We start from the raw sequence: 19,105 nt of genomic DNA, 5'->3' as shown, positions 1-19,105 counted from the left end.
GCGATGCCGGGCACGGGCCTACGCCGGGGCCGCCAGGACCGCCCACACCGTCTTGCCGGGCGCTCCCGGCGTACGGGCCACGCCCCAGTCCAGACAGAGCCGCTGCACGATGAACATCCCGTGCCCGCCCGGCCGTCCGGCCCGGTGCGGGGTGCGGGGCGCGGGCTGGCCCGTACCCCGGTCGGTGACTTCGAGGCGCAGCACCTTGGTGTCGGAGGAGACCCGCAGCTGTTCGGGCCCCTCGGCGTGCAGGCACGCGTTGGTGACCAGCTCGGAGACGACCAGCAGTACGTCCTCGGCGGCGGCGCGGCGGTCCGCGGTCGCGGCCGGCAGCCAGCCCCAGTCGTAGAGCGCCTGGCGGGTGAAGTCGCGTGCCATCGGGACGATACCGCTGGCGCTGCCCAACGCCAGGGTGCGTACCCGGCTTTCGGACCCGGCGGAGGTGGTACCCGCGCCGTCCGGCTCGGAGCCGAAATCGCCCGGCGGAGACTGCCGGGTGGTGCTCATCAGCGCTTCACCTCACCGATTCACCGGTTCGCCAATTAGTCGTTACGTCTGTACGGACAGTGCCCGGCGGCCTGTCCCGGCAGGCCACCCGGGGACTCTTCTGCCCGGCGTAATCGTGACAACACCCACAAGACCTACGCGGGTGACGTGAGACTTGCAACATCTGGTTCCCGTGGAGCCCGCGTGCGGCTCCCGGGTCAGTCGGCAAGGGCCGCTTCCAGCGACTCGTGCACGGTGAAGACCGCGTCGGCGCCGGTGATTTCGAAGACCCTGGCGACCACCGGCAGCATCCCTGCCAGATGGACGCCACCGCCGGCCGCTTCGGCCTTGAGGCGCGCCCCGAGCAGCACGTTCAGCCCGGTCGAGTCACAGAACTCAAGCTGTGAGCAGTCGACCACGAGGCGTATCCGCCCTCGGTCGAGCGCTTCTTCCAGAGGTGCGCGCAAAAGCTCGGCGGTGTGGTGGTCCAACTCACCCGCCGCTGTCACAACCTCGCTCCGGCCCTCGGTCCGAACTTCGACCCGAAGCCGGCCCCGGTTCGTGCTGCCGACCGTCTGGCGGTCCATGCCGGTCCGTCCCTCTTCTGCCGTGTCGTGCGCTGCCGTCAGTCGTCTCAGAAGGTGCCATCGGAAGACGTCTCAGATGTTCTGGTGTCCGTCGCCGCTCGCGCCCGCCGTTGCGTCACGCGCCGTTGACGTTCGTCGAAACATTACGCCTTTCAAGCGCCCTGCGGTACCCAATCTCCCACGCAATGCGGACATATGTACGAAATGACACTTGCATGTGTCCGTGCTGAACCGATAGGGCTAGTAAAGACACAACCAACCTGTCCGACACGACCGGCTATGGAGGCGCCGCAAACCGCAGCAGCGCGTATTGGCATCGGCAGCCATATGCCGAGAACGTATGGAGGAGACCATGTCACCCCGGCTCGACGAACCGCGTACCCCCCACGCGCCGTCGACAACCCCGTCCGAACCTGACGAGACCGGCGCCACACCCGCGTCCGGTTTCCCGGGCCTCGATGACATGCCAGAGATCCCGCCCTTCGACGAGGTGGGCGCACTCGACGCCCGATCCCTTTCGAAGACCCTCTTCGGGCGCCTTGAGGGCCTGGAAGAGGGCACCCACGAGCACGCTTACGTACGCAACACCCTGGTCGAACTGAACCTCGCCCTGGTCAAGTTCGCCGCCTCCCGGTTCCGCTCCCGCAGCGAACCCATGGAGGACATCATCCAGGTCGGCACGATCGGTCTGATCAAGGCGATCGACCGCTTCGAGCTGAGCAGGGGCGTCGAGTTCCCCACCTTCGCGATGCCGACGATCGTCGGCGAGATCAAGCGCTTCTTCCGCGACACGTCGTGGTCGGTGCGGGTGCCGCGAAGGCTCCAGGAGCTCCGCCTCGAACTGGCCAAGGCGGGCGACGAGTTGTCCCAGCAGCTGGACCGGGCACCGACCGTCGCCGAACTCGCCGACCGGCTCGGCATCACCAACGACGAGGTTGTCGAGGGGATGGCGGCGAGCAATGCGTACACGGCCAGCTCACTTGACGCGCAGCCGGAGGACGACGACACCGAGGGCGCGCTGTCCGACCGCATCGGCTACGAGGACCACGGGCTCGAAGGCATCGAGTACGTCGAGTCGCTGAAGCCGCTGATCGCCGGACTGCCGGCGCGCGACCGCACGATCCTGTCGCTGCGCTTCGTCGCCAACATGACGCAGTCGGAGATCGGCGAGGAGCTGGGCATCTCGCAGATGCACGTGTCCCGACTGCTGTCACGCACGCTCGTCAGGCTCCGCAAGGGTCTGACGATCGAGGAATGACGAGCACCTGCGGCAGTTGTTGTCCGTGTGGCCCGGCGGTCGTCCCCGACGACTGCCGGGCCACGGGCGTCAGGACCGGCGCCGCCGAGAGTATGTAGATGAGCAGGCCGTCCCTGACGAGGAACGAGTACGCGGAGTCCCGACCGAGCCGGGACAGCGCGCGGGCGTGCTCGGAACCGTCGGTCAGCCACGCGCGCAGCGGCAGAGCGGCTTCCGGGGCGACCTGCTCGGCGATGTGCTCCGCCCGTACGGCCAGCCAAGTCAGCGCCGACCAGGGCGAGTCGGCCGCGTACCCACCGAGCCAGAACAGCCGCCGGTCGTGGAGGGCGTAGGCGACGCAGTCGGCGCGGTAGTCGCCGTGGGCGGGAGAGGTCACGCCAAGTCCCTTTGGTGGATGGGCAGATGCACCCAGACGGTCTTGCCGACGTCACGCGGCCTGACCCCCCACTTGTCGCTGAGCGCGTCCACGAGTAACAGCCCCCGGCCGCAGGTGTCGGTCTCCTGAGGCTTCTTCAGCTGCGGCATCTGCCACTGGAACGAGTCGGAGACTTCGAGCACGAGCACGCCGTCCCGGCGGCGCAGCGCGAGTTCGAAGAACTCGCCCGCACCAAGGGCGTGTTGGACGACGTTGGTCGTCAACTCGCTGGTGATGAGGGTGGCGACGTCGATGAGACCGCCCAACCTCCACTCGGTCAGCAGCGCTTCGACGTGGTGTCGCGCCGCGGGAACGGAGTCTCTGCGGATCCAGAACCTTTTGCTGTGTGTGCGCCCGGACATGCGTCCCCCAAGGGTTGTGGGCAGGCGGAACCAGGGTCACGATCTGTCGCGGCCTGGCAACACCCCGTGACGCAACTCACGGTAGGACTCAAGTTGCGAACAATGCAATCGAACGTAAGCGAGAAGTTGCATCTCACTCTTCGTGGCAACTTGATGGCGTGTAGCGTCCACAGCCGTGCAAACTGGTCACGGACAGTGGAGGAGAGAACATGCCCGCAGGTGGACGACCTACCGTGCGCAGTAGGCGACTTGGGGCAGCGCTGAAGCGCTACCGCGAAGCGGCGAAGCTGGATCAGACGCATGCGGCCGAGCACATCGCGGGCTCGAAGGCCAAGATCAGCCGCATCGAGACCGGCCAGGTCTCCGCCCGCCCCGGTGACGTACGGCTGATGCTGGAGCTGTACGGGGTGGAGGACCGCGAGGTCTATTTACGGCTGGAGCAACTGGCGCGGGACTCCAACAAGCGGGGGTGGTGGCTCAACTTCCCCTGGGCGAGCAGGGCCGAGGGATTCGCCGACTTCGTCACGCTGGAGACGGACGCGAGTTACATCCGTACGTGGCAGCCGCTCTTCATCCCGGGCCTGCTCCAGACCGACGGCTATCTCAAGACCCTCCTGAGTGCGAGTCTGACCGCGTACTCGGCGGAGGCCGTTGAGGAGATGGTCGGCATCCGTCAGACGCGGCGGCGGACCATCGAAGAAGGCGGCGCCCGATTCGCGGCGGTCATCTGGGAGCCGGCTCTGACCGCGCCCATGCCGTCCGCGAAGATCTACCGTGAACAGCTCAGCCACATCTGCGATGTGGCGCAGCGTCAGAATGTGAGCATCCAGGTGTTGCCACTCACTGAATGGCACGCAGCACACATGAGCCCTCATTTCGTGCTGTTCAACTTCGGCCCGGAACCGGCACCCGAGGCCGTCGCGTACGACACCACGACCAGCACCGTGCTCCTGGAAGACCTGGCCGAAATGGCCAATCACGCGCAGATCTTCGAGTCTCTACGATCCGCCGCGCTGACCCCTGATCAGAGCCTTGCCTTCATGCGCAGAACGATGAACGAAATCCCCGAGAGCGAGAAGGACACGGAATGACTAACCAGGAAATCGTGACCGCGTTCAAGAAGTCCAGCGCCTCGTCGGGTGGGACCACCGACTGCGTCGAGGTCGCCCACACCGCCGACGGCGGACGCGCCGTACGCGACACCAAGGACCGCGCCGCCGGGACCCAGTTCTACACGCCGGCCCAGTGGTCCGCGTTCCTGACCGGCGTAAAGAGCGGTGAACTCGGCTCGTAGGCAAGGCCGTTAGCATGCCCGGCATGCAACGGGAGCTGGGTGGCATCGGGGCGGCGCCGCGCGGGGCGGGCGGGCTTCTGCGGGAGTACGTGCTGGGCGAGGCGGTGGACGGGCCGGCGGACCTGGAGGAAGAGGCAGCGGAGATACGCGAGTTGTACGCGCTCGTCCAGCGGTCCGAGCCGGCGGACGTCACGGCTTCTGTCGGTCTCACCGTCCTGGCGCTCGGCACGCTTCAGGCGTACGTGGAGAACGAGTTGGACGAGTTGTCCGAGACGGCGTTCGAGGAGCAGTGGCCGTTCGCCGGGCTGGAGGACGACGACGAGGTCGGCCGTGGACTGGCCGACGACACCGTTCGCGGGGCGCGACGGGCGCTTGAGCCTGACCCGGCGAACAATCTCGCGGCCTTCGCCCCTTGGCGTGGCGTTGGAATGGCTCAACGACCATGAGGGGCCGCCGCGGCCTACCGCGAGGCGCTGCGGCTCGGCCCGGATGACCACGCCGCCCAGGTCCGGGGCGAGACTCTGGAGGACGTAGAGCTTGACCTGGCATCGCCGGAGGAGGCCACGAGCCACCATGCCAGGGGCTTCTACCTGCTGCGGATGACCGAACTGGTCAGCAACAGCGGGACCGTGGTCGGCTGGAACTGGCTGGTGACGGACCCGGCCGGGGTACGTGGTGCGGCGGAGGACCATCTCGGCAAGAGAGTCCCTGGCGACGACGGAAGGGACACCTTCCGGGTGGACACCTACCTGCCTGGTCGGCCGATCGTGAGCGCGGACCTGTGCGCGTCGCTTCGCCGTACGCCGGACAGGCAGGTGGCGATCGACTGGTCAGCGGTGAACATGCCTGTCCTGGCCGGGGAACCGCTACCGGTCGGGCAGCCGGTGCGGGAATGCGGGCAGATGTTCTTCTTCGGCGCCAACGAGGAATTCGACTGACGTGAGTACAGAGGGGTACGGGTGAAAGCTGATCTGTTCAAGGAAGCGCAGGAGCTGACGAGTTCGGATGCGGACCGGGCTCGCAGGGCGCTCTTCGCGATATGTGAGGTGAGCTGTCCTCAGCGCGTGATGATTGAGCGCGACGCCGTGGAGTACATTCCCGTCCTGTTCGAGGCCGGGCTGTCTCTTACGACCTTGATCACGCCGGAAATATTCTTCTCTCTGGGTCGAATCCATACGCAGGCGCTCTGGGGGTGGAAGGACGCTCAGCTGCACACATCACCGGAACACCGTTCGAAATATGACGAGATGGTGGCATGGGAGACGAGTGTCGCCGCTGCCTATGAAAGGTACCTCCCCGCGGTTGTCGCGCTGGTTGAGCGAGATGAAGAGGTGCGTGACAGGTGCGCGGGCGTGTATCTGCTGTCGCAGATGAAGGAACACCGAAACGATCTGGTGGGGTTTCTGCGGTCGCAGTTCGATGATTCACTCGACGCACGGCTCAAGGTGGACATCATCGAGGCCCTGGCCAACCTGGGCTTCGGCACCGGGCCGATGGACGAGGTGGGGCAGGCCGTACATCAATGGGTCCGGGGGAAATTGAGTGACCCGTCTCCCGCGATCCGGCTGGGCGCCTTGCTCAGTCTCTCTCCCCGGGTCGATGACGATCAGCGGAAGTCTTTGAAGCGTGACATCGTCCAGACGTTTTCGGCTGGGCGTGCCGTCGTGAACGAGGCGGTCTGGCTCCTTGAAGGCTCGATTGCGTGGGCCATCCGCAGGGAGATTTCCGACTGAGCCGGGCACGCCGACATCCTGCGCGAGAGCCTCGACGGCCGGACCGGGTTGCGCGCCGAACACGAGAAGCAGATCGGCGAGGAAGCCCGTGCGGCCTACAGCGCGAAGATCGAGCAGGCCGCCAGGCCGGCCGCACCGATCAAGGTCGAGAGGTTGTCTCACGTGACGTGATGCTCGTGCGGCATGCTGCCGGTCCGCTCCATCTCGAACAGGGCTGCGGCACCTGACCGAAGATCACCAACTCACGAGACGTCACCGAGGAGAGTTCAGGCAGAGCCGGCGTCAAAAACGGTGAACTCGGCTTGTGGGCAGGGCCGTTCGGCGCAACCCCCGGAGTGGGCGGGGCGGCGGGAACAGATACGGTTGCCGCTGGTCCGTGGCAGCGGTCGGTCGCGCGGGGGGCGACGCGCACGGGCCGTAACGGGGGGTTCGGATGGAACTTGCTACGGCCTTCAACGACGCGTGGCACCGGCAGCCGGACCCGGCGGACCGGGACGGGGGGCGTCGACACTGGTGCTCGACAAGAGCCGTGGCCACCGCGACGAGCCATGGCCAGCGCCGCCCGAGCGGCTTGCCGCGATCGATCTGCCGGAGGTGACGGGCGCTGTCCCGTACGTCGGCATGTTGTCGGAGGACGACCACTCCACCGCCCCCGCAGAACTGGTCTGGCTCATCGCCGGGGCGGCCCACGTTCACGACGCGCGTCGGGCGTCGTTGGTGCGGTACCTCGCGAACGAGGCGGCGGGCACTCACGGAGTTCGGCCAATTCGTCTTCGTCGAGCTCGCGCTCCAGAGGTTTCCCTTCTTTGAAATACTCGCCCTCAGAGGGGATTTGCCGTATGGCATAACAGTAAAGAGAAATGTGCAACTCGACAGCACGCCAACACTACATTCTTGCTGAGGCGGCACATGTTGGTTTCCTCATCAGCAAACCGGGCCGGAGGCCGTAACCGCATGAATCGCTCATATATGCTCGGACGTTTTGGTGCCGCACTGGCCCCGGTCCTGCATCCCGATGAGATCCCGGACCAACTGGTAGATGTTCGATCCAGATTCGCCCTGACAGATATCGGCATACCCACAAGTATCGGCGATGCCGTCATGACCAACGTGTATGGCATGAGGCCCCTGCGTGAGAACCTGGGAGGAGTGGAACTGCCGGCCTGGGCGCGGTCAGACAACGTGTTGGCGCTGGGCCTGTTCCTCGACGGCTTCCTGTGCCTGGACGGAAAGAACGGCTCGGTTCTGCTGTTGACTCGCGAGCTCGAAGAGGTCCCTGTCAAATTGGCAAGTGACCTCTATGTTTTCACCTCAATTCTCGCAAGGGTGTCCGAGACCGCGACCAGTGCTGCCGACCTGGATATCACTGCCCTCATAGAACAGATTGATCCAAGTGCACTGAGCTCATCCCCCACATGGGAGATGATGGTCAAGAGCCTGGGTTGATTCGTACGAATCGCGGCGCGGGTACCACCGCCTTGGCCGCTGACCCGAGTGCTTGTGATGTGCCGGGCGGTGGCTCACTGGATCAGGTCGGTGTGCGGATGGAACTCCGGGCAGCCGTAGAGCTGAAGGTTGTTGCCCCCGGAGATCTGGACCCCGGGCGGGTTCGACACCCTGGCGTCGTCGAGCGCGGCAAGGGCTTGGTCCTCGTACGGGATCCAGCCCTTGTTGTCGGCGCCCCATTCGTTCGAGGGGATGGTCAGCAGCGGGCTCATCGCGACCCCGCAGGCGACGCAGAACCGGGGGATGGGATCGGTGAGGCCCCACGGGGGCCAGCCGCCGACCTTCCAGCCGGGGGCGAGGGACAGCTCGTCCATGTAGAACTCCTGCGGGGCGATCTCATAGGAATCGTCCACCGCGACACCGGCCGCCCGCCAGGTGCTCCAGTCCGCCAGCTGCTGTTGCAACTCCTCACTCAAATCGAGGTAGTTGGGGTACTCGGTGATCTGCTCCGGTGCGAGCACGCACGGTTCCGGTACGTAGCCGTCGTACTCCACCTCGGACGGCTGGGGCGGCGCGGTGAGGAGGTTGGTGACGTCGGCGGCGGTTTGCCAGTACGACGCGGTCGTCGGCTTGTACTCGGGAGGGTGCTCGAAGGGACACCACAGCACCTGGAGCAGATCGCACCGTCCGGGTGCCCGCAGCAGGGGCACATCGCGCACGTACAGCTGCGCCACGGGGAGAAGGGGGGAGGCCGGTCCCTCGTGCCACTTGTCGCAGTACGGCCACCGCTGTCCGGCGGGCCACAGCAGCGGCCCGCCGACCGAGCTGTCGTACGGCGACGGCGAACCGGGGCGGGGATGCAACCGGGTCGCCGGGCGTGCCAGCGGGGCCAGTTGGGGGAAGACCGTGGTGACGTCGAACGGGCGCGGTGGGGTGGTACGGATGACGTTCATAGCGACGATGCTGCCAGCAGCCTCCGACAGTGGCCGTGCCGATCCACGCACATCCCTCAGCCCACCCGGCGCAGCGCCTTCTCGCGGCGCGCGGAGACCGCCGAGCCCGATTCGCGGCGGGCCATACGGCGCAGGACGAGGGGGGCGAGCGCCAGGCCGAGTACGGCCCAGAGGCCGAGCACGCCGGCCGTCTCCCACTGGCGCCAGGACTCGGCTATCTCGACGGTGACGGCGGTGTCCGGGAGGAGGGCCGAGCGCATGCCCAGGCCGAGCCAGTAGATGGGGGTCGCCTGGCCGATCCACTGCGCCCACTCCGGCATCGAGGTCAGCGGGTAGAAGATGCCGGAGATCGCGATCATGCCCAACATCGGCAGCTGGATGAGCCCTTGGGCGCGGGCGCCGGTGAAGACCGAGCCGAGGACGGCGCCGATGGGGAGGGTCGCCGCCATGCCGAGGAGCAGTACCCAGGTGACGGTGAGCCAGGATCCGGCACTGCCGGTGGCGAGGCCGTCGATGATGAGCAGGCCGGGAATCAGCAGGATCGCGAGGTCGGCGACGAGGCTGCCGCCGACCGTGACGACCTTGCCGATCAGGTAGGCGGGCATACCGTCGGGTGTGGCCTTGGCGCGCAGGAGCGTGCCGTCCTCGCGGTCGGCGGTGAGGATCTGGCTCATGGCGACCATGCCCATCGCGACGTTCATGCCGAGGATGCCGGGCAGGACCAGGGTGCCGAGCATCAGCCCGCCGGACCCGAAGGCCGTGTCCCGCAGGACGTACATCACCGTCAGCATGAGGGTGGGCCAGAGGAAGTGGGAGAGCAGTTCACCGCCGTTGGTGAAGGACTGCCGCAGTTCGATCAGACCGCGGGACCAGCCGGCCCGTACGGTGCTGGTGGTCGTCGGACTCATCGGGCAGCCGCCTCTTCCTCGCGTACGAGCGCCATGTAGGTGTCCTCCAACGAGGCCCGGCGGACCTCCAGTTCGCCTATCGCCGTGCCGTGCCGGGCGAACAGGTCGCGGACGAATCCGGTCGAGTCGGTGGTCGCGCGGGTGAAGCGTTCGCCGCCGTGTGTCCAGCGCACCTCGTCCTCGCCGGCCACCTGCCGGGCCAGTTCGGCCGCTGAGCCGTCGGCGATGATCCGGCCGCCGGCCAGGATCACGATGCGGTCGGCGAGTCTGTCGGCCTCGGCGAGGTCGTGCGTGGTGAGCAGGACCGTGGTGTCGTGGTCGTCGGCGAGGCGGTGGACGAGGTCGTGGAACTCGTGGCGCGCCTGTGGGTCGAAGCCTGCGGTCGGCTCGTCCAGGAAGAGCAGTTCGGGGCGGCCGACGATGCCGATCGCGACGTCCAGTCTGCGCCGCTGGCCGCCGGACAGGGTCTTCGTCTTCTTGCCCGCGTGCGCCGTCAGGCCGACCGCCTCGACCAACTCGTCGGTGTCCCAGGGGCGTTGTGCGCGGTCGGTGGAGTAGGGGGCGTAGTACGTGCCGAGGTGGGCGAGCAGTTCGCGCACCCGCCAGTTGCTGTGGTCGCGCCAGGACTGGAGGACCACGCCGAGCCGGGCCCGCCAGCGTTCGTCGCCGTGCGCCGGGTCGGAGCCGAGTACGTCGACGTGGCCCGCCGACCGCATCCGGAAGCCCTCCAGGATCTCGATCGTGGTGGTCTTGCCCGCCCCGTTCGGCCCCAGCAGGGCCAGCACCTCCCCGTGGTGGGCCTGGAACCGCACATCGCGCAGGACGTCGTTCGCGCCGTACCGCATCCGCAGTCCGTCGACGTCGAGCACGACCCTGTCACTGGTCGCCGCGTTCAGCATGGGCGTGAGCATGAGCATGGGTGAAAGCTACGTTGCGTTTCGTAAATCGTCAACGAAATGACCCGTGCATACAAGGGTCGTTGCAATGAGATGACGGTGAACGCATACTGGACCGACCACTCACCGAAACGAACCATCAGGGGGCGAGCGCGGATGCCGGGAGGCAGGCTGACGCACGAGGACCGCCGGCACATCGGCACGGGACTGGCCGAGGGGCTGGGATACGCCGAGATCGCCAGACGCCTCGGCAGACCCACCTCGACCGTCAGCCGCGAAGTGGCGCGCAACGGCGGGGCCGACGGCTACCGCGCGGACCGCGCGCTGCGGGCCACCGAGCGGCGGGCGCGGCGGCGCGGGCCCGTGCCCGCGGGTCACGGGGACGCCGGCGAGGGCGGTGAGGGCGGGCGTGACCGCGACGAACTCCTGCGCTTCGCCGAGCAGTTCGCGGCGATGCTGGTCGAGACCGGGCTGCCGCGCATGGTGTCGCGGGTCCTCGTCCGGCTGTTCCTCACCGACTCCGGCAGCCTCACCGCCGCCGACCTCGTCCGGCAACTGCGGGTCAGCCCGGCGTCCGTCTCCAAGGCCATCAGCTACCTCGAAGGCCTGGAGATGGTCCGGCGCGAGCGCGATCCCCGGCGGCGGCGACGCGAGCGGTACGTCGTGGACGACGACGTCTGGGCACGGGCCTGGAAGCGCGACACACGCTCGACCGCGAACTGGGCGGACACCGCGCGGCGGGGGGCGGGCCTCGTCGGCGCGGGCACCCCGGCAGGGGTGCGGCTCGACCACATGGGCCAGTTCTTCGCGGCCCTCCACGACGAGATGGCGCCCGGTCCCAGCGCCGTCGACGACGCGCTGACGGTGCTCGCGGCGGTGGTGCACGTGGGGGTGGAGCCGGGCGCGCCGGGCGGGGTCGAGCGGCTGGCCGCCGGGCTCGGGTGGTCCGCGGACCGCGTTGCCGCGGTGCTGCGGTTGGTGGGGGTGGGGCGGCTTACGTCGGAGCAGCGGGACGCGTTGGGGGGTGGCGGGTAGGGGGTGACCGGGGCCGGCCGGTGGGCCGGTTCGTCCTCAAACGCCGGACGGGCTGATTGCGTCCGCCGCGCCGGGGGTGTGTCCTCAATCGCCGGACGGGCTCAAATGCCGCTCTGCCGAGCGGGCTTGGAAAGCTGCGGCCGCAACGGGGGTGTCCTCAAACGCCGGACGGGCTGGATACGCCGGGCGAGGTGAGTAGGTCCGCGGCAACGAAGTGCGTCCTCAAACGCCGGGCGAGCTGAAATGGGCTGAAGGGGGCGGCCGGTGGGCGTCAATCGGGGTGGGGCTGGACCGTATTGACGGGAGCGTCCACAAAGGCCACATTGATCCGGGGGCAGGGGGGAACCATATGGGCCTTGGGGAGGGCTGCCCGGCGCCGTACGGCGTGCTGGAATCGTTCATGCGGCGGCGGCTCGGCAGAGAGTGTCTGTACGTGCCGTCCTGTCGGCTCGGGCTCTACGTCGCGCTGCGGCACTGGTGCCCTTCCGGTGGGCGGGTGTTGATGTCGCCGGTCAACGACGACGTCATCATGTTCGTGGTGCTCGCCGCCGGACTGCGCCCCGTCCAGGCGCCGTTGAACGCGCGGGACGGGTCGATCGACCTGGCCGCCGTACCGGAGTCCGACTGGCGCGGGCTCGCCGCCGTAATGACCACGAACCTGTACGGGAATCCCGACCCCGCACCCGAACTGCGCGCCCGCTGCGATGTGTTGGGGATCCCGTTGATCGAGGACGCGGCCCACGCCATCGGCAGCGAGGTGGCGGGCAGGGCCGTCGGGAGCTTCGGGGACGCGGCCGTGTTCAGCCTCTCCAAGCATGTGGGCGCCAAGACCGGCGGGTTTCTCGCCCTGGCCGATCCCGCCCTCCGTACGGAGCTGACGGCGGCCCGTGACGCGCTCCTCCAGCCGTCCAGGCTCGCCTCCGAACTCGCCTACGCCCTGCGGCCGTACGCGGAGGCCGGGGTACGCGGGCTGCGGCTGGTGCGGGCCGCGCGAGGGCTGTTGCGGGCGGTCGGAGCCGAGGAACGCCGGGGAATCCGGATGGAGTTGCGTCCGGGTGAGCTGAAGGAGGCGCTGGCCGGGGGGCCGGGGCTGGGCGGCTTCGACTCGTGGGTGCGCGTGGACATGCGCCGTTACCGCATCACGCCGGGCCGCCCGCGCTTACGGCGTACCGAACGGCTGCTGTCCGGGCTCGATCCGCTGCTCGCCGCCCACCGGGCGGGCACGGAAAGGCTGTTGGCGACCCGGTGGGCGGCGCCCGCGCCTCCCGGAGCCCTGCAGCCGCTGTTCCGGGCGCCGTTGCTGGTCGCCGACCGGGACGCCGCCGTCGCCGCGCTCGCCCGGCGCCGGATCACCACCGGGTATCTGTACGACCCGCCGCTCGACGTGTACGCGGGTGATGTCTTCACCGACACGTCGCCGCGCCCCGGCCCCGCCGCCTGGTTTGCCCGCCACGCGCTGCCCGCCGATCCGTTACGGGCGCCTCAAGTCATCTCCGTACTGGAGGAGTTGGGGGCCGAGCCCGCCTTGCCTCCGGGGTACGGCGGTGGCTGACACCGCGCGCCACAACGTGGTGGCCGCGGAGGACGGCGCCGCCGAACGCGACAACAGCGCCTCGATGTTCCGCAACGCGTACGCGCTGATGCTCTCCACCGGCGTCTCCGCCGCCCTCGGTCTCGGCTTCTGGCTGGTCGCCGCCCGCTACTACACCGAGGAGGCCGTCGGCCAGGGCTCCGCCGCCATCGCCGCCATGCGGCTGCTCGCCTCCCTCACCGCGACCACCATGATCGGCGCCGTGGTGCGCTACGTGCCACGGGCCGGGCGGGCGACCGGCGCGCTGGTGTGGCGCGCGTACGCGGTCAGTTCGGCCGTCGTATGCGCCGCCTGCGTGGTCTTCCTGCTGACGCTCGACCTGTGGGGTCCGTCGTACGCGCCGCTCAGCGGCGTCACCGCCGGGCTCCTCTTCACCGCCTCCTGTGTCGCCTGGGCGCTGCTCACTCTCCAGGACGGGGTGCTGACCGGGCTGCGCGAGGCGTTCTGGGTGCCCGTCGGCAACACCGTCTTCTCGCTCGGCAAGCTGCTGCTGCTCGTCGCGTTCGCCACCGCGATGCCGGTGCTCGGCGTCTTCGTGTCGTGGGCGGCGGCCATCGCGCTGTCCGTACTGCCGCTCGGCTGGCTGGTGTTCCGCCGGCTCATCCCCCGGCAGGCCGCCACCGACCGGGACCGCGAGCCGCCGCGTACCGGCGACATCCGGCGGTTCCTGGCCGGTGACTCGGTCGGCGCGCTGTTCAGCCTGGCCATGATCAATCTGCTGCCGGTGATGGTCGCGGTCCGCTTCGACGCGGCCCACAACGCGTTCTTCTACACCGCCTACACCGTCGGCGGGACGATGGAGTTCATGGCCATCAACATGGCCTCGTCCCTCACCGCGCACGCCTCGCACTCCCCCGAGCGGCTGGCCGAGGGCGTACGGGGGGCGCTGCGCCGGATGACGGTGCTGCTGGTGCCCGTGGTGCTGGTGCTGGTGCTCTTCGCCCCCCAGGTGCTCGCGCCCTTCGGCGCCGACTACGCCGAGCACGGCTCGACGGTGTTGCGCCTGCTGGCCGCCGCCGCGCTGCCGCGCGTCGTCGTGGAGCTGTACATCGGCGTGCTGCGTGTCCAGGGGCGTACGGGCATGCTCGCCGCGCTCCAGGGCGCCATGTGCGTGTCCGTCCTCGGCAGCGCGGTGGTGCTGCTCGGTCCGGCCGGGATCTCGGGCGCCGGGCTGGCGATGCTGCTGTCCATGACGCTGGTCGCGCTGGTGGCGGCGCCGGGGCTGCGGTCGGCGCTGAGCGGGGGGCGGGGGCGCGGGCGGGGCCGGGGGCTGGGCCATGACAGGGAGCAGGAGTACGGGACGGCGTGGGCGCGCGAGGCCGCCGAGCGGAGGCGGCGTACGGAAGGCGGACCGGCCGCCGCACGGCCTGTGACAGCCGCCGGCCGGCGTGCGGCCGTGGGTCTGTGGCTGCTCCTCGCGCTCGCCGCCGGGCTGGTCCGGATCCCGCTGCGGGGCGTGGCCGACATCGGCGACGGCCGGGTGTCGGGCACCCAACTGCTGGCCGCGCTACCGCCCTTGACCCTCGGCGCCGGTGTCCTGCTGATCGTCGTGCAGTGCGCGGCCATCACCCTCGTACAGTCGCGTCCGCTCCTGCTCACGGCCACCCTGCTGGTGCTGTTCGGCGCGCTGCACGGGGTGCCGCCGCTCCTCGGCGTACGGCCCGAGGCAGCGTCCGGCCCCTGGCACCGGCCGGTGGCCGACGCCCTCGCCGAACTGACCGGCCGGACAACGGCGTTGGAGATCCTGCCCGTCGTCCTGCAACTGCTCTGCCTGGGGTCGGCCGCCGTCGCACTCCGCGCATTGCGCGCAGAGGGGCGGCGGACGGACGGGCGGGGTGTCGCGGTGGGGGTCTGGGTGCTCGTGGTGGTCGGCTGGTCCGCGCAGCGCGCCTTCGCGGCGGTCGCCGTGCCGGTGTCCCTGGGGCTGCTGGCCCTCGCCGTCACCGCCGTACTGGTGCGTATCGCCGCCCGGAAGTCCCGCTCCCGGAGCTGAGCGTTTGCACATGTCCGATATGTGAGGTGCACTTGTTTATGTACGCCAAATCAGCTTCCTCCTGAGGGGATGATGGCATGTCCACCGAGACCAACGCCCGAGACGTTACGAGGGACTTGGACGTCGACATCGACGCGGTCCTGAGCCCGAGCGAGGCCGAAGGAACATACCGCGACAGCCGCGAGTGCGCTTCGCTGGCGCTTGTGGCGGGCGGAGGAGCGATCCTGCTCTCGCCGCCGACTCCTCGCCCGAAGAAGGGTTGACGGGAGACGTCATATGGAGCAGTCAGGTACCTCTCCCCGCCTCGCGGGTGTGGTGCATGACCTGGCTTCAGAGGTGGTCTCCGTCCTACGGGACGGAGGCCATTCCTCTGTGGTGGGCGGCACCGTCGGCACCCTCGCAGACGACCAACTGGGCCTCGCGGCGGTGCGCGTACTGGGCGCCGACGTCCTGCTGCCGAGCGTGCTGACCCGCCGCCGGCCGCTCCCGGACGACCTGGCGGTCTTCCAGCGCGCCGTCGTCACCTTCGCCCCCAAGGCCACATCGTCCGCGACGACGGTGTGGAGCCACTGGGCGATGACCCAGACACTGCACAGACTGGACGTGTCCGCGACCGGAGCGCACGCCAGGCCCGACGCGTCGTGGCTGGACGACCTGGAGTGGCAGCGGCTGACCCACCAGCTGTCGCTGCTGGGCGCACTGGCCGTACCCGGCGCCGACTCGGCGATCGCGCAGGCCGCCGCCCGCAGGCCGGTGGACGTGGCACGGGGCTTCGTACGCGCCGTACGCCGCCGCGACTGGCTCCAGGCGGCCGGTGCCGGGCGCTGGCTGAGCGTCATCGACGGCGTACCGGACACCCTCGGGCTGGACACCGGCCTCGAATTCGTCGGGCAGATGGCCGGGACCGACGCGCGGGTGGGCCTGCATGTGCACGCCGCGCGGCACATCCGTGCGGGGGCCGGGGGCCGGAAAGCCGAGGGCCGGGAAGCCGGAGGCCGGGGATGAGCACGCCCCGGACAGCCTCCCGGGCCGCATCCCGCACGGGCTCCCGCACAGATGCCCCGACCGCCTCCCGGACCACCGGGGCGGCCGGGACCGCGCAGGCGGCGCGTGTCTGCGAGACGGCCCTGGGGTGGGTGTACGACCACCGCGACGCGTTCAGGCTGCCCGCCGACGTGCTGGACCCCGGCGCCGACGTCAACCGGACACTGAAGCCGCTCGGCGAGCTGGCCCAGCTCAGTCTCTCGATCCGGACGCACAGCGACCCCGGCTCGCCGCGCCACCGGCGCGCCGCGGATCTGCTGGACTTCGCGTGGGAGCAGATGCGGCAGGGCCGGCTCTTCCTCGACCTGCTGCGCGGCGAGCCCTTCACCACGTATCCGCTGGAGATCTACGCGCCCTTCGCCGCCGCCGGGCTGCGGCACCCCGGCTTCGAGGAGCTGGCGGACACGGTACGGCGCACCCGCGGCTGGGAGCGGATCGAGCAGGAGCCGAACCGGCGGCTGGGCGTACTCAACTCCGAACGGCGCGTGGGCTTTCCGCAACACGGAGAGCCGTCCGCCGCGCTCGCGCGCACCTGGCTCGGCGGGCTGCCGGAACCGTGGACGTTCGAGCGGACGGCGGGCTACGGACTGACGCATGTCGTCTTCCACCTCACCGACTGGGGCCACGCACCGCACCAAATGCCGACCGAGCTGGGTGACTATCTGGCGACGTGGCTGCCGGCCTGGCTGGACACCTGTCTGGAGGCGGAGCAGTGGGACCTCAGCGGTGAGCTGATCGCCGTGGCGGGCTGCGTACCTGACGCCGCGTCATATACGGCTCTGGCCGCAGCCGTCGAGACCGCGTGGGCGCGCGTCGCCGGCATCCAGGACGCGGCCGGCGGCATCCCCGAGAACGGCGCGGGGCGCCCGCACGAACCTCCCAGAGACTTCGCGAACTGCTACCACTCCACACTGATGGCCGCGTTCGCCGCCGCCCTGACCGACGTCCGGCCCACGGCCGTAGAGGTCGTAGAGGCCGCGCAGGCCGCGCAGGCCGCACAGGCCGCACAGGCCGCACAGGCCGCACAGGAAGGCGCCCTATGACGACGGACACCACCGACCCCGAAAGCGCCGACCACACACGGCTGATCCACCATGTCGGCGCGCAGGCGATGGAGTGGCTGCACACCAACCGCGCCGGCTTCCGGCTCGAACCCGACGTCGACCCCGAGATCGGCTTCCTGGAACGCTTCAAGCCGATCGGCGAAGCCGCCATGATCTGCAAGATCCTGTTCCGCGAAGGGGTGGCCGGCTCACGCCAATCGGCCCTCGCCCGCGGCCTGATGGACCATCTGTGGCGCGAAGCCCTCGACGGCGGGCGGATGCTGGCACGCGGGCAGCGGCAGGAGCCGATCTCGCCCATCCCCTTCGAGGTCTTCCTGCCGTTCAAGGAGATGGGCTACCAGGAACCGGAGACCGAGCGGGCCGTCCACCTCAACCACCAACTCGGCAGCTGGGCCGCCCTGGAGGTACTTCCCGTCCGGCGCCTGGGCATCTCCACGTACGAGCGGCGCTTCGGCCTGACGCCCAGCGCACCGGTCGAGGACGCGACCGCGCGCACCTGGCTCGCCCGCAGACCCGAGCCGTGGACGGTGGAGGGGAACATCGGCTACGACATCACCCACACCGTCTTCCACCTCACCGACTGGGGCCGCAGACCGGCCGGACTGCCGGCGGACATCGCCGACTACCTCGCCCTCTGGCTGCCGGTCTGGCTGGACGACTGGCTGGACCTGGAGCGCTGGGACCTCCTCGGCGAACTCCTCATCGTGGACGCCTGCCTGCCCGAACCCACCCTGGACGTACGCGCGTGGGCCGGCTTCGCCGCCGCGCAGCGGCCCGACGGCGCGATGCCCGCCGTGCGCGGGATGCCGGAGGGAAGCTGGGACGACGTGTTCGACGTCGTCTACCACCCGACGCTGGTCGCCGCGCTCGCGTCCGTACTGGCCACGTCCCGCGCCATGGCGCGCCTGTCCGCGCCCGTACCGTCATGAGCGGAAACGACCCCACCGGCCAGGTCACCCAGGTTGCCCGCGCCGCCCTCGCGAGCACACCGCACGACCGGCTCGACGCGGCGGTACACGCCGTCGACGCGCCGGACGTCGTCTTCGCCGTCTCCGTGCACGGGCACCGCACCGTCCGCGCCTCGCCCGGCGCGGAAGGGCTGCGGTACGAACTCGGGTCGGCGTCCAAGACATACACGGGTCTGCTGCTGGCCCGGCTCGCGGAGAGCGGTCACCTCGCGTACGACGACTCGGCGGCGGCCTGCCTCGGGCCGCCCCGACCGCCGCGCGCCGTCGCGCCGATCACCCTGCGGCATCTGATCACCCACACGTCCGGACTGCCGGCCCTGCCAAGGGACTTCTACCGGCAGGCACTGCCGCACTGGACGACCAACCCGTTCGCGGGCTATCCGGCGCACCGCATGGTCGACGCCTTCCTGCGCGCGCACCCACGCCACCGGCCGGGCACCCGCTGGCACTACTCCAACTTCGCGGTCTCCGTGCTCGGCCACGCGCTCTCCGCCGCCACCCGTACGGGCTGGGACGCGCTGATGGAGGAACAGGTCCTGGCGCCGCTCGGGCTGAGTGCCACGTCGACCCGTGGCGCCGGTACGGCCGGCGACGCCGTCGGGCACGCCGGAGACGGCGTGACCCAGGCGCCGCCACTGCGCATCGGCGGCTTCGCGGCGGCGGGCGCGGTCCGGGCCACCCCGCACGACCTGCTCACCTTCCTGGAGGCCCACCTCCGCCCGGAGCGCACGCCGCCGCTGGCGGGCGCGCTGCACGCGGTACGCCGCCCCGTACTGCGCCGCGGCCTCGGCAAGGCGCACACGCACACGCTGACGTGGTTCCAGCATCCGACGGACGACGGTCCGGCGTACTTCCACTGCGGGGCGACGAGTGGGCAGCAGGCGTTCCTGGGGTTCTGCCCGGGGACGGGGACGGCGGTGGCGGGGGTGGCGACGAGGCGGTTCCGGCGGGCCGACGCGTTTGTGCCCACGGCGTACGGGGTGCTGTTCGGGGCGGGGTGACCCCGGGGCCGGCCGGTGGGCCGGTTCTGTCCTCAATCGCCGGACGGGCTTGGATGGGTCCGCCGCAGCGG

22 protein-coding genes and 1 pseudogene are annotated in these 19,105 nt (G+C 69.8%); 16 read left to right on the top strand and 7 right to left on the bottom strand.

Features of this window, described 5'->3' with window-relative positions:
* Positions 1-18: 18 nt before the first annotated feature.
* Together OG700_RS25160 and OG700_RS25155 are read right to left on the bottom strand one after the other, a co-directional pair.
* Positions 19-507 (bottom strand): ATP-binding protein, encoded by a 489-nt coding sequence (locus OG700_RS25160; protein ID WP_405617257.1) that lies wholly within the window; start codon positions 505-507, stop codon positions 19-21.
* Positions 508-704: 197 nt separating this feature from the next.
* Entirely contained in the window at positions 705-1,073 is a 369-nt protein-coding gene (locus tag OG700_RS25155; protein ID WP_405617255.1) for an STAS domain-containing protein, read from the bottom strand.
* 352 nt (positions 1,074-1,425) lie between these two features.
* On the opposite strand from OG700_RS25155, the gene OG700_RS25150 reads away from it, so the two are divergent.
* Positions 1,426-2,331: an RNA polymerase sigma factor SigF gene (locus OG700_RS25150; RefSeq protein WP_405617253.1), complete on the top strand. Its 906-nt coding sequence runs from the start codon at positions 1,426-1,428 to the stop codon at positions 2,329-2,331.
* Here OG700_RS25150 and OG700_RS25145 read toward each other — a convergent pair.
* Both OG700_RS25145 and OG700_RS25140 read right to left on the bottom strand, forming a co-directional pair.
* On the bottom strand, positions 2,297-2,707 hold the full coding sequence (locus OG700_RS25145) for a hypothetical protein (RefSeq protein WP_405617250.1): 411 nt from the start codon (positions 2,705-2,707) through the stop codon (positions 2,297-2,299). The two genes, OG700_RS25150 and OG700_RS25145, sit on opposite strands and share 35 nt — an antisense overlap.
* Positions 2,704-3,108 carry an ATP-binding protein gene (locus OG700_RS25140; protein ID WP_405617248.1) on the bottom strand — a complete coding sequence of 135 codons (405 nt, stop codon included), beginning with the start codon at positions 3,106-3,108 and terminating at the stop codon, positions 2,704-2,706. Before OG700_RS25140 ends, OG700_RS25145 begins: the two co-directional genes overlap by 4 nt.
* A gap of 233 nt (positions 3,109-3,341) precedes the next feature.
* On the opposite strand from OG700_RS25140, the gene OG700_RS25135 reads away from it, so the two are divergent.
* The 7 genes and pseudogenes from OG700_RS25135 (at position 3,342) to OG700_RS25105 (ending at position 7,581) form a co-directional block, all read left to right on the top strand.
* Complete coding sequence (locus OG700_RS25135) at positions 3,342-4,199, top strand: helix-turn-helix domain-containing protein (protein ID WP_405617246.1); 858 nt, start codon at positions 3,342-3,344, stop codon at positions 4,197-4,199.
* Positions 4,196-4,402, top strand: a complete 207-nt coding sequence (locus OG700_RS25130; protein WP_405617244.1) for a DUF397 domain-containing protein — start codon at positions 4,196-4,198, stop codon at positions 4,400-4,402. Before OG700_RS25135 ends, OG700_RS25130 begins: the two co-directional genes overlap by 4 nt.
* A gap of 23 nt (positions 4,403-4,425) precedes the next feature.
* Positions 4,426-4,848 (top strand): hypothetical protein, encoded by a 423-nt coding sequence (locus tag OG700_RS25125; protein WP_405617241.1) that lies wholly within the window; start codon positions 4,426-4,428, stop codon positions 4,846-4,848.
* Positions 4,849-5,001: 153 nt separating this feature from the next.
* Positions 5,002-5,340: a hypothetical protein gene (locus OG700_RS25120; RefSeq protein ID WP_405617239.1), complete on the top strand. Its 339-nt coding sequence runs from the start codon at positions 5,002-5,004 to the stop codon at positions 5,338-5,340.
* 21 nt (positions 5,341-5,361) lie between these two features.
* Positions 5,362-6,135 carry a hypothetical protein gene (locus OG700_RS25115; RefSeq protein WP_405617237.1) on the top strand — a complete coding sequence of 258 codons (774 nt, stop codon included), beginning with the start codon at positions 5,362-5,364 and terminating at the stop codon, positions 6,133-6,135.
* Positions 6,136-6,138: 3 nt separating this feature from the next.
* Positions 6,139-6,306, top strand: a pseudogene (locus OG700_RS25110) (type I restriction endonuclease subunit M); the annotation flags it as partial.
* A 783-nt stretch (positions 6,307-7,089) separates the two neighbouring features.
* Positions 7,090-7,581, top strand: a complete 492-nt coding sequence (locus tag OG700_RS25105; RefSeq protein WP_405617235.1) for an SUKH-4 family immunity protein — start codon at positions 7,090-7,092, stop codon at positions 7,579-7,581.
* A gap of 74 nt (positions 7,582-7,655) precedes the next feature.
* On the opposite strand, the gene OG700_RS25100 is transcribed toward OG700_RS25105, so the two are convergent.
* From OG700_RS25100 to OG700_RS25090, 3 genes are read right to left on the bottom strand one after another with little or no spacing between them, the layout of a single operon-like run.
* Positions 7,656-8,534, bottom strand: a complete 879-nt coding sequence (locus OG700_RS25100; protein ID WP_405617233.1) for a hypothetical protein — start codon at positions 8,532-8,534, stop codon at positions 7,656-7,658.
* Between the two features lie 56 nt (positions 8,535-8,590).
* Positions 8,591-9,442: an ABC transporter permease gene (locus OG700_RS25095; protein ID WP_405617231.1), complete on the bottom strand. Its 852-nt coding sequence runs from the start codon at positions 9,440-9,442 to the stop codon at positions 8,591-8,593.
* The gene (locus tag OG700_RS25090) at positions 9,439-10,359 is read right to left on the bottom strand and encodes an ABC transporter ATP-binding protein (RefSeq protein WP_405617229.1); all 921 of its coding nucleotides are present in this window, start codon (positions 10,357-10,359) and stop codon (positions 9,439-9,441) included. The genes OG700_RS25095 and OG700_RS25090 overlap by 4 nt, the downstream gene beginning before the upstream one ends.
* A gap of 135 nt (positions 10,360-10,494) precedes the next feature.
* On the opposite strand from OG700_RS25090, the gene OG700_RS25085 reads away from it, so the two are divergent.
* The 8 genes from OG700_RS25085 (at position 10,495) to OG700_RS25050 (ending at position 19,034) form a co-directional block, all read left to right on the top strand.
* Positions 10,495-11,373, top strand: a complete 879-nt coding sequence (locus OG700_RS25085) for a helix-turn-helix domain-containing protein (RefSeq protein WP_405617227.1) — start codon at positions 10,495-10,497, stop codon at positions 11,371-11,373.
* A gap of 400 nt (positions 11,374-11,773) precedes the next feature.
* On the top strand, positions 11,774-12,925 hold the full coding sequence (locus OG700_RS25080) for a DegT/DnrJ/EryC1/StrS family aminotransferase (protein ID WP_405621963.1): 1,152 nt from the start codon (positions 11,774-11,776) through the stop codon (positions 12,923-12,925).
* A 64-nt stretch (positions 12,926-12,989) separates the two neighbouring features.
* Complete coding sequence (locus tag OG700_RS25075; RefSeq protein ID WP_405621961.1) at positions 12,990-14,957, top strand: lipopolysaccharide biosynthesis protein; 1,968 nt, start codon at positions 12,990-12,992, stop codon at positions 14,955-14,957.
* Positions 14,958-15,034: 77 nt separating this feature from the next.
* Entirely contained in the window at positions 15,035-15,220 is a 186-nt protein-coding gene (locus OG700_RS25070; RefSeq protein WP_405617225.1) for a hypothetical protein, read from the top strand.
* 13 nt (positions 15,221-15,233) lie between these two features.
* Positions 15,234-15,962, top strand: a complete 729-nt coding sequence (locus tag OG700_RS25065; protein WP_405617223.1) for a hypothetical protein — start codon at positions 15,234-15,236, stop codon at positions 15,960-15,962.
* Entirely contained in the window at positions 15,959-17,044 is a 1,086-nt protein-coding gene (locus OG700_RS25060; protein WP_405617221.1) for a DUF6895 family protein, read from the top strand. Before OG700_RS25065 ends, OG700_RS25060 begins: the two co-directional genes overlap by 4 nt.
* Positions 17,041-17,994 (top strand): DUF6895 family protein, encoded by a 954-nt coding sequence (locus tag OG700_RS25055; protein ID WP_405617219.1) that lies wholly within the window; start codon positions 17,041-17,043, stop codon positions 17,992-17,994. The genes OG700_RS25060 and OG700_RS25055 overlap by 4 nt, the downstream gene beginning before the upstream one ends.
* On the top strand, positions 17,991-19,034 hold the full coding sequence (locus tag OG700_RS25050; RefSeq protein WP_405617217.1) for a serine hydrolase domain-containing protein: 1,044 nt from the start codon (positions 17,991-17,993) through the stop codon (positions 19,032-19,034). Before OG700_RS25055 ends, OG700_RS25050 begins: the two co-directional genes overlap by 4 nt.
* Positions 19,035-19,105 lie beyond the last annotated feature (71 nt).

Origin of the sequence: Streptomyces sp. NBC_01508 (assembly GCF_045040315.1) — a bacterium.
GTDB lineage: Bacteria > Actinomycetota > Actinomycetes > Streptomycetales > Streptomycetaceae > Streptomyces.
The sequence above is the reverse complement of the archived record's forward strand: the minus strand, read 5'-3'. Positions and strand labels throughout refer to the sequence as shown.

Excerpts from the sequence above, each read along its gene's own strand:
- OG700_RS25055 (WP_405617219.1), top strand. The coding sequence starts at position 17,041 with ATGACGACGGACACCACCGACCCCGAAAGCGCCGACCACACACGGCTG.
- OG700_RS25130 (WP_405617244.1), top strand. The coding sequence starts at position 4,196 with ATGACTAACCAGGAAATCGTGACCGCGTTCAAGAAGTCCAGCGCCTCG.
- OG700_RS25060 (WP_405617221.1), top strand. The coding sequence starts at position 15,959 with ATGAGCACGCCCCGGACAGCCTCCCGGGCCGCATCCCGCACGGGCTCC.
- OG700_RS25050 (WP_405617217.1), top strand. The coding sequence starts at position 17,991 with ATGAGCGGAAACGACCCCACCGGCCAGGTCACCCAGGTTGCCCGCGCC.
- OG700_RS25095 (WP_405617231.1), bottom strand. The coding sequence starts at position 9,442 with ATGAGTCCGACGACCACCAGCACCGTACGGGCCGGCTGGTCCCGCGGT.
- OG700_RS25125 (WP_405617241.1), top strand. The coding sequence starts at position 4,426 with ATGCAACGGGAGCTGGGTGGCATCGGGGCGGCGCCGCGCGGGGCGGGC.
- OG700_RS25105 (WP_405617235.1), top strand. The coding sequence starts at position 7,090 with ATGAATCGCTCATATATGCTCGGACGTTTTGGTGCCGCACTGGCCCCG.
- OG700_RS25070 (WP_405617225.1), top strand. The coding sequence starts at position 15,035 with ATGTCCACCGAGACCAACGCCCGAGACGTTACGAGGGACTTGGACGTC.
- OG700_RS25140 (WP_405617248.1), bottom strand. The coding sequence starts at position 3,108 with ATGTCCGGGCGCACACACAGCAAAAGGTTCTGGATCCGCAGAGACTCC.
- OG700_RS25065 (WP_405617223.1), top strand. The coding sequence starts at position 15,234 with ATGGAGCAGTCAGGTACCTCTCCCCGCCTCGCGGGTGTGGTGCATGAC.
- OG700_RS25150 (WP_405617253.1), top strand. The coding sequence starts at position 1,426 with ATGTCACCCCGGCTCGACGAACCGCGTACCCCCCACGCGCCGTCGACA.
- OG700_RS25160 (WP_405617257.1), bottom strand. The coding sequence starts at position 507 with ATGAGCACCACCCGGCAGTCTCCGCCGGGCGATTTCGGCTCCGAGCCG.
- OG700_RS25120 (WP_405617239.1), top strand. The coding sequence starts at position 5,002 with ATGACCGAACTGGTCAGCAACAGCGGGACCGTGGTCGGCTGGAACTGG.
- OG700_RS25100 (WP_405617233.1), bottom strand. The coding sequence starts at position 8,534 with ATGAACGTCATCCGTACCACCCCACCGCGCCCGTTCGACGTCACCACG.
- OG700_RS25155 (WP_405617255.1), bottom strand. The coding sequence starts at position 1,073 with ATGGACCGCCAGACGGTCGGCAGCACGAACCGGGGCCGGCTTCGGGTC.
- OG700_RS25080 (WP_405621963.1), top strand. The coding sequence starts at position 11,774 with ATGCGGCGGCGGCTCGGCAGAGAGTGTCTGTACGTGCCGTCCTGTCGG.
- OG700_RS25075 (WP_405621961.1), top strand. The coding sequence starts at position 12,990 with ATGTTCCGCAACGCGTACGCGCTGATGCTCTCCACCGGCGTCTCCGCC.
- OG700_RS25090 (WP_405617229.1), bottom strand. The coding sequence starts at position 10,359 with ATGCTCATGCTCACGCCCATGCTGAACGCGGCGACCAGTGACAGGGTC.
- OG700_RS25085 (WP_405617227.1), top strand. The coding sequence starts at position 10,495 with ATGCCGGGAGGCAGGCTGACGCACGAGGACCGCCGGCACATCGGCACG.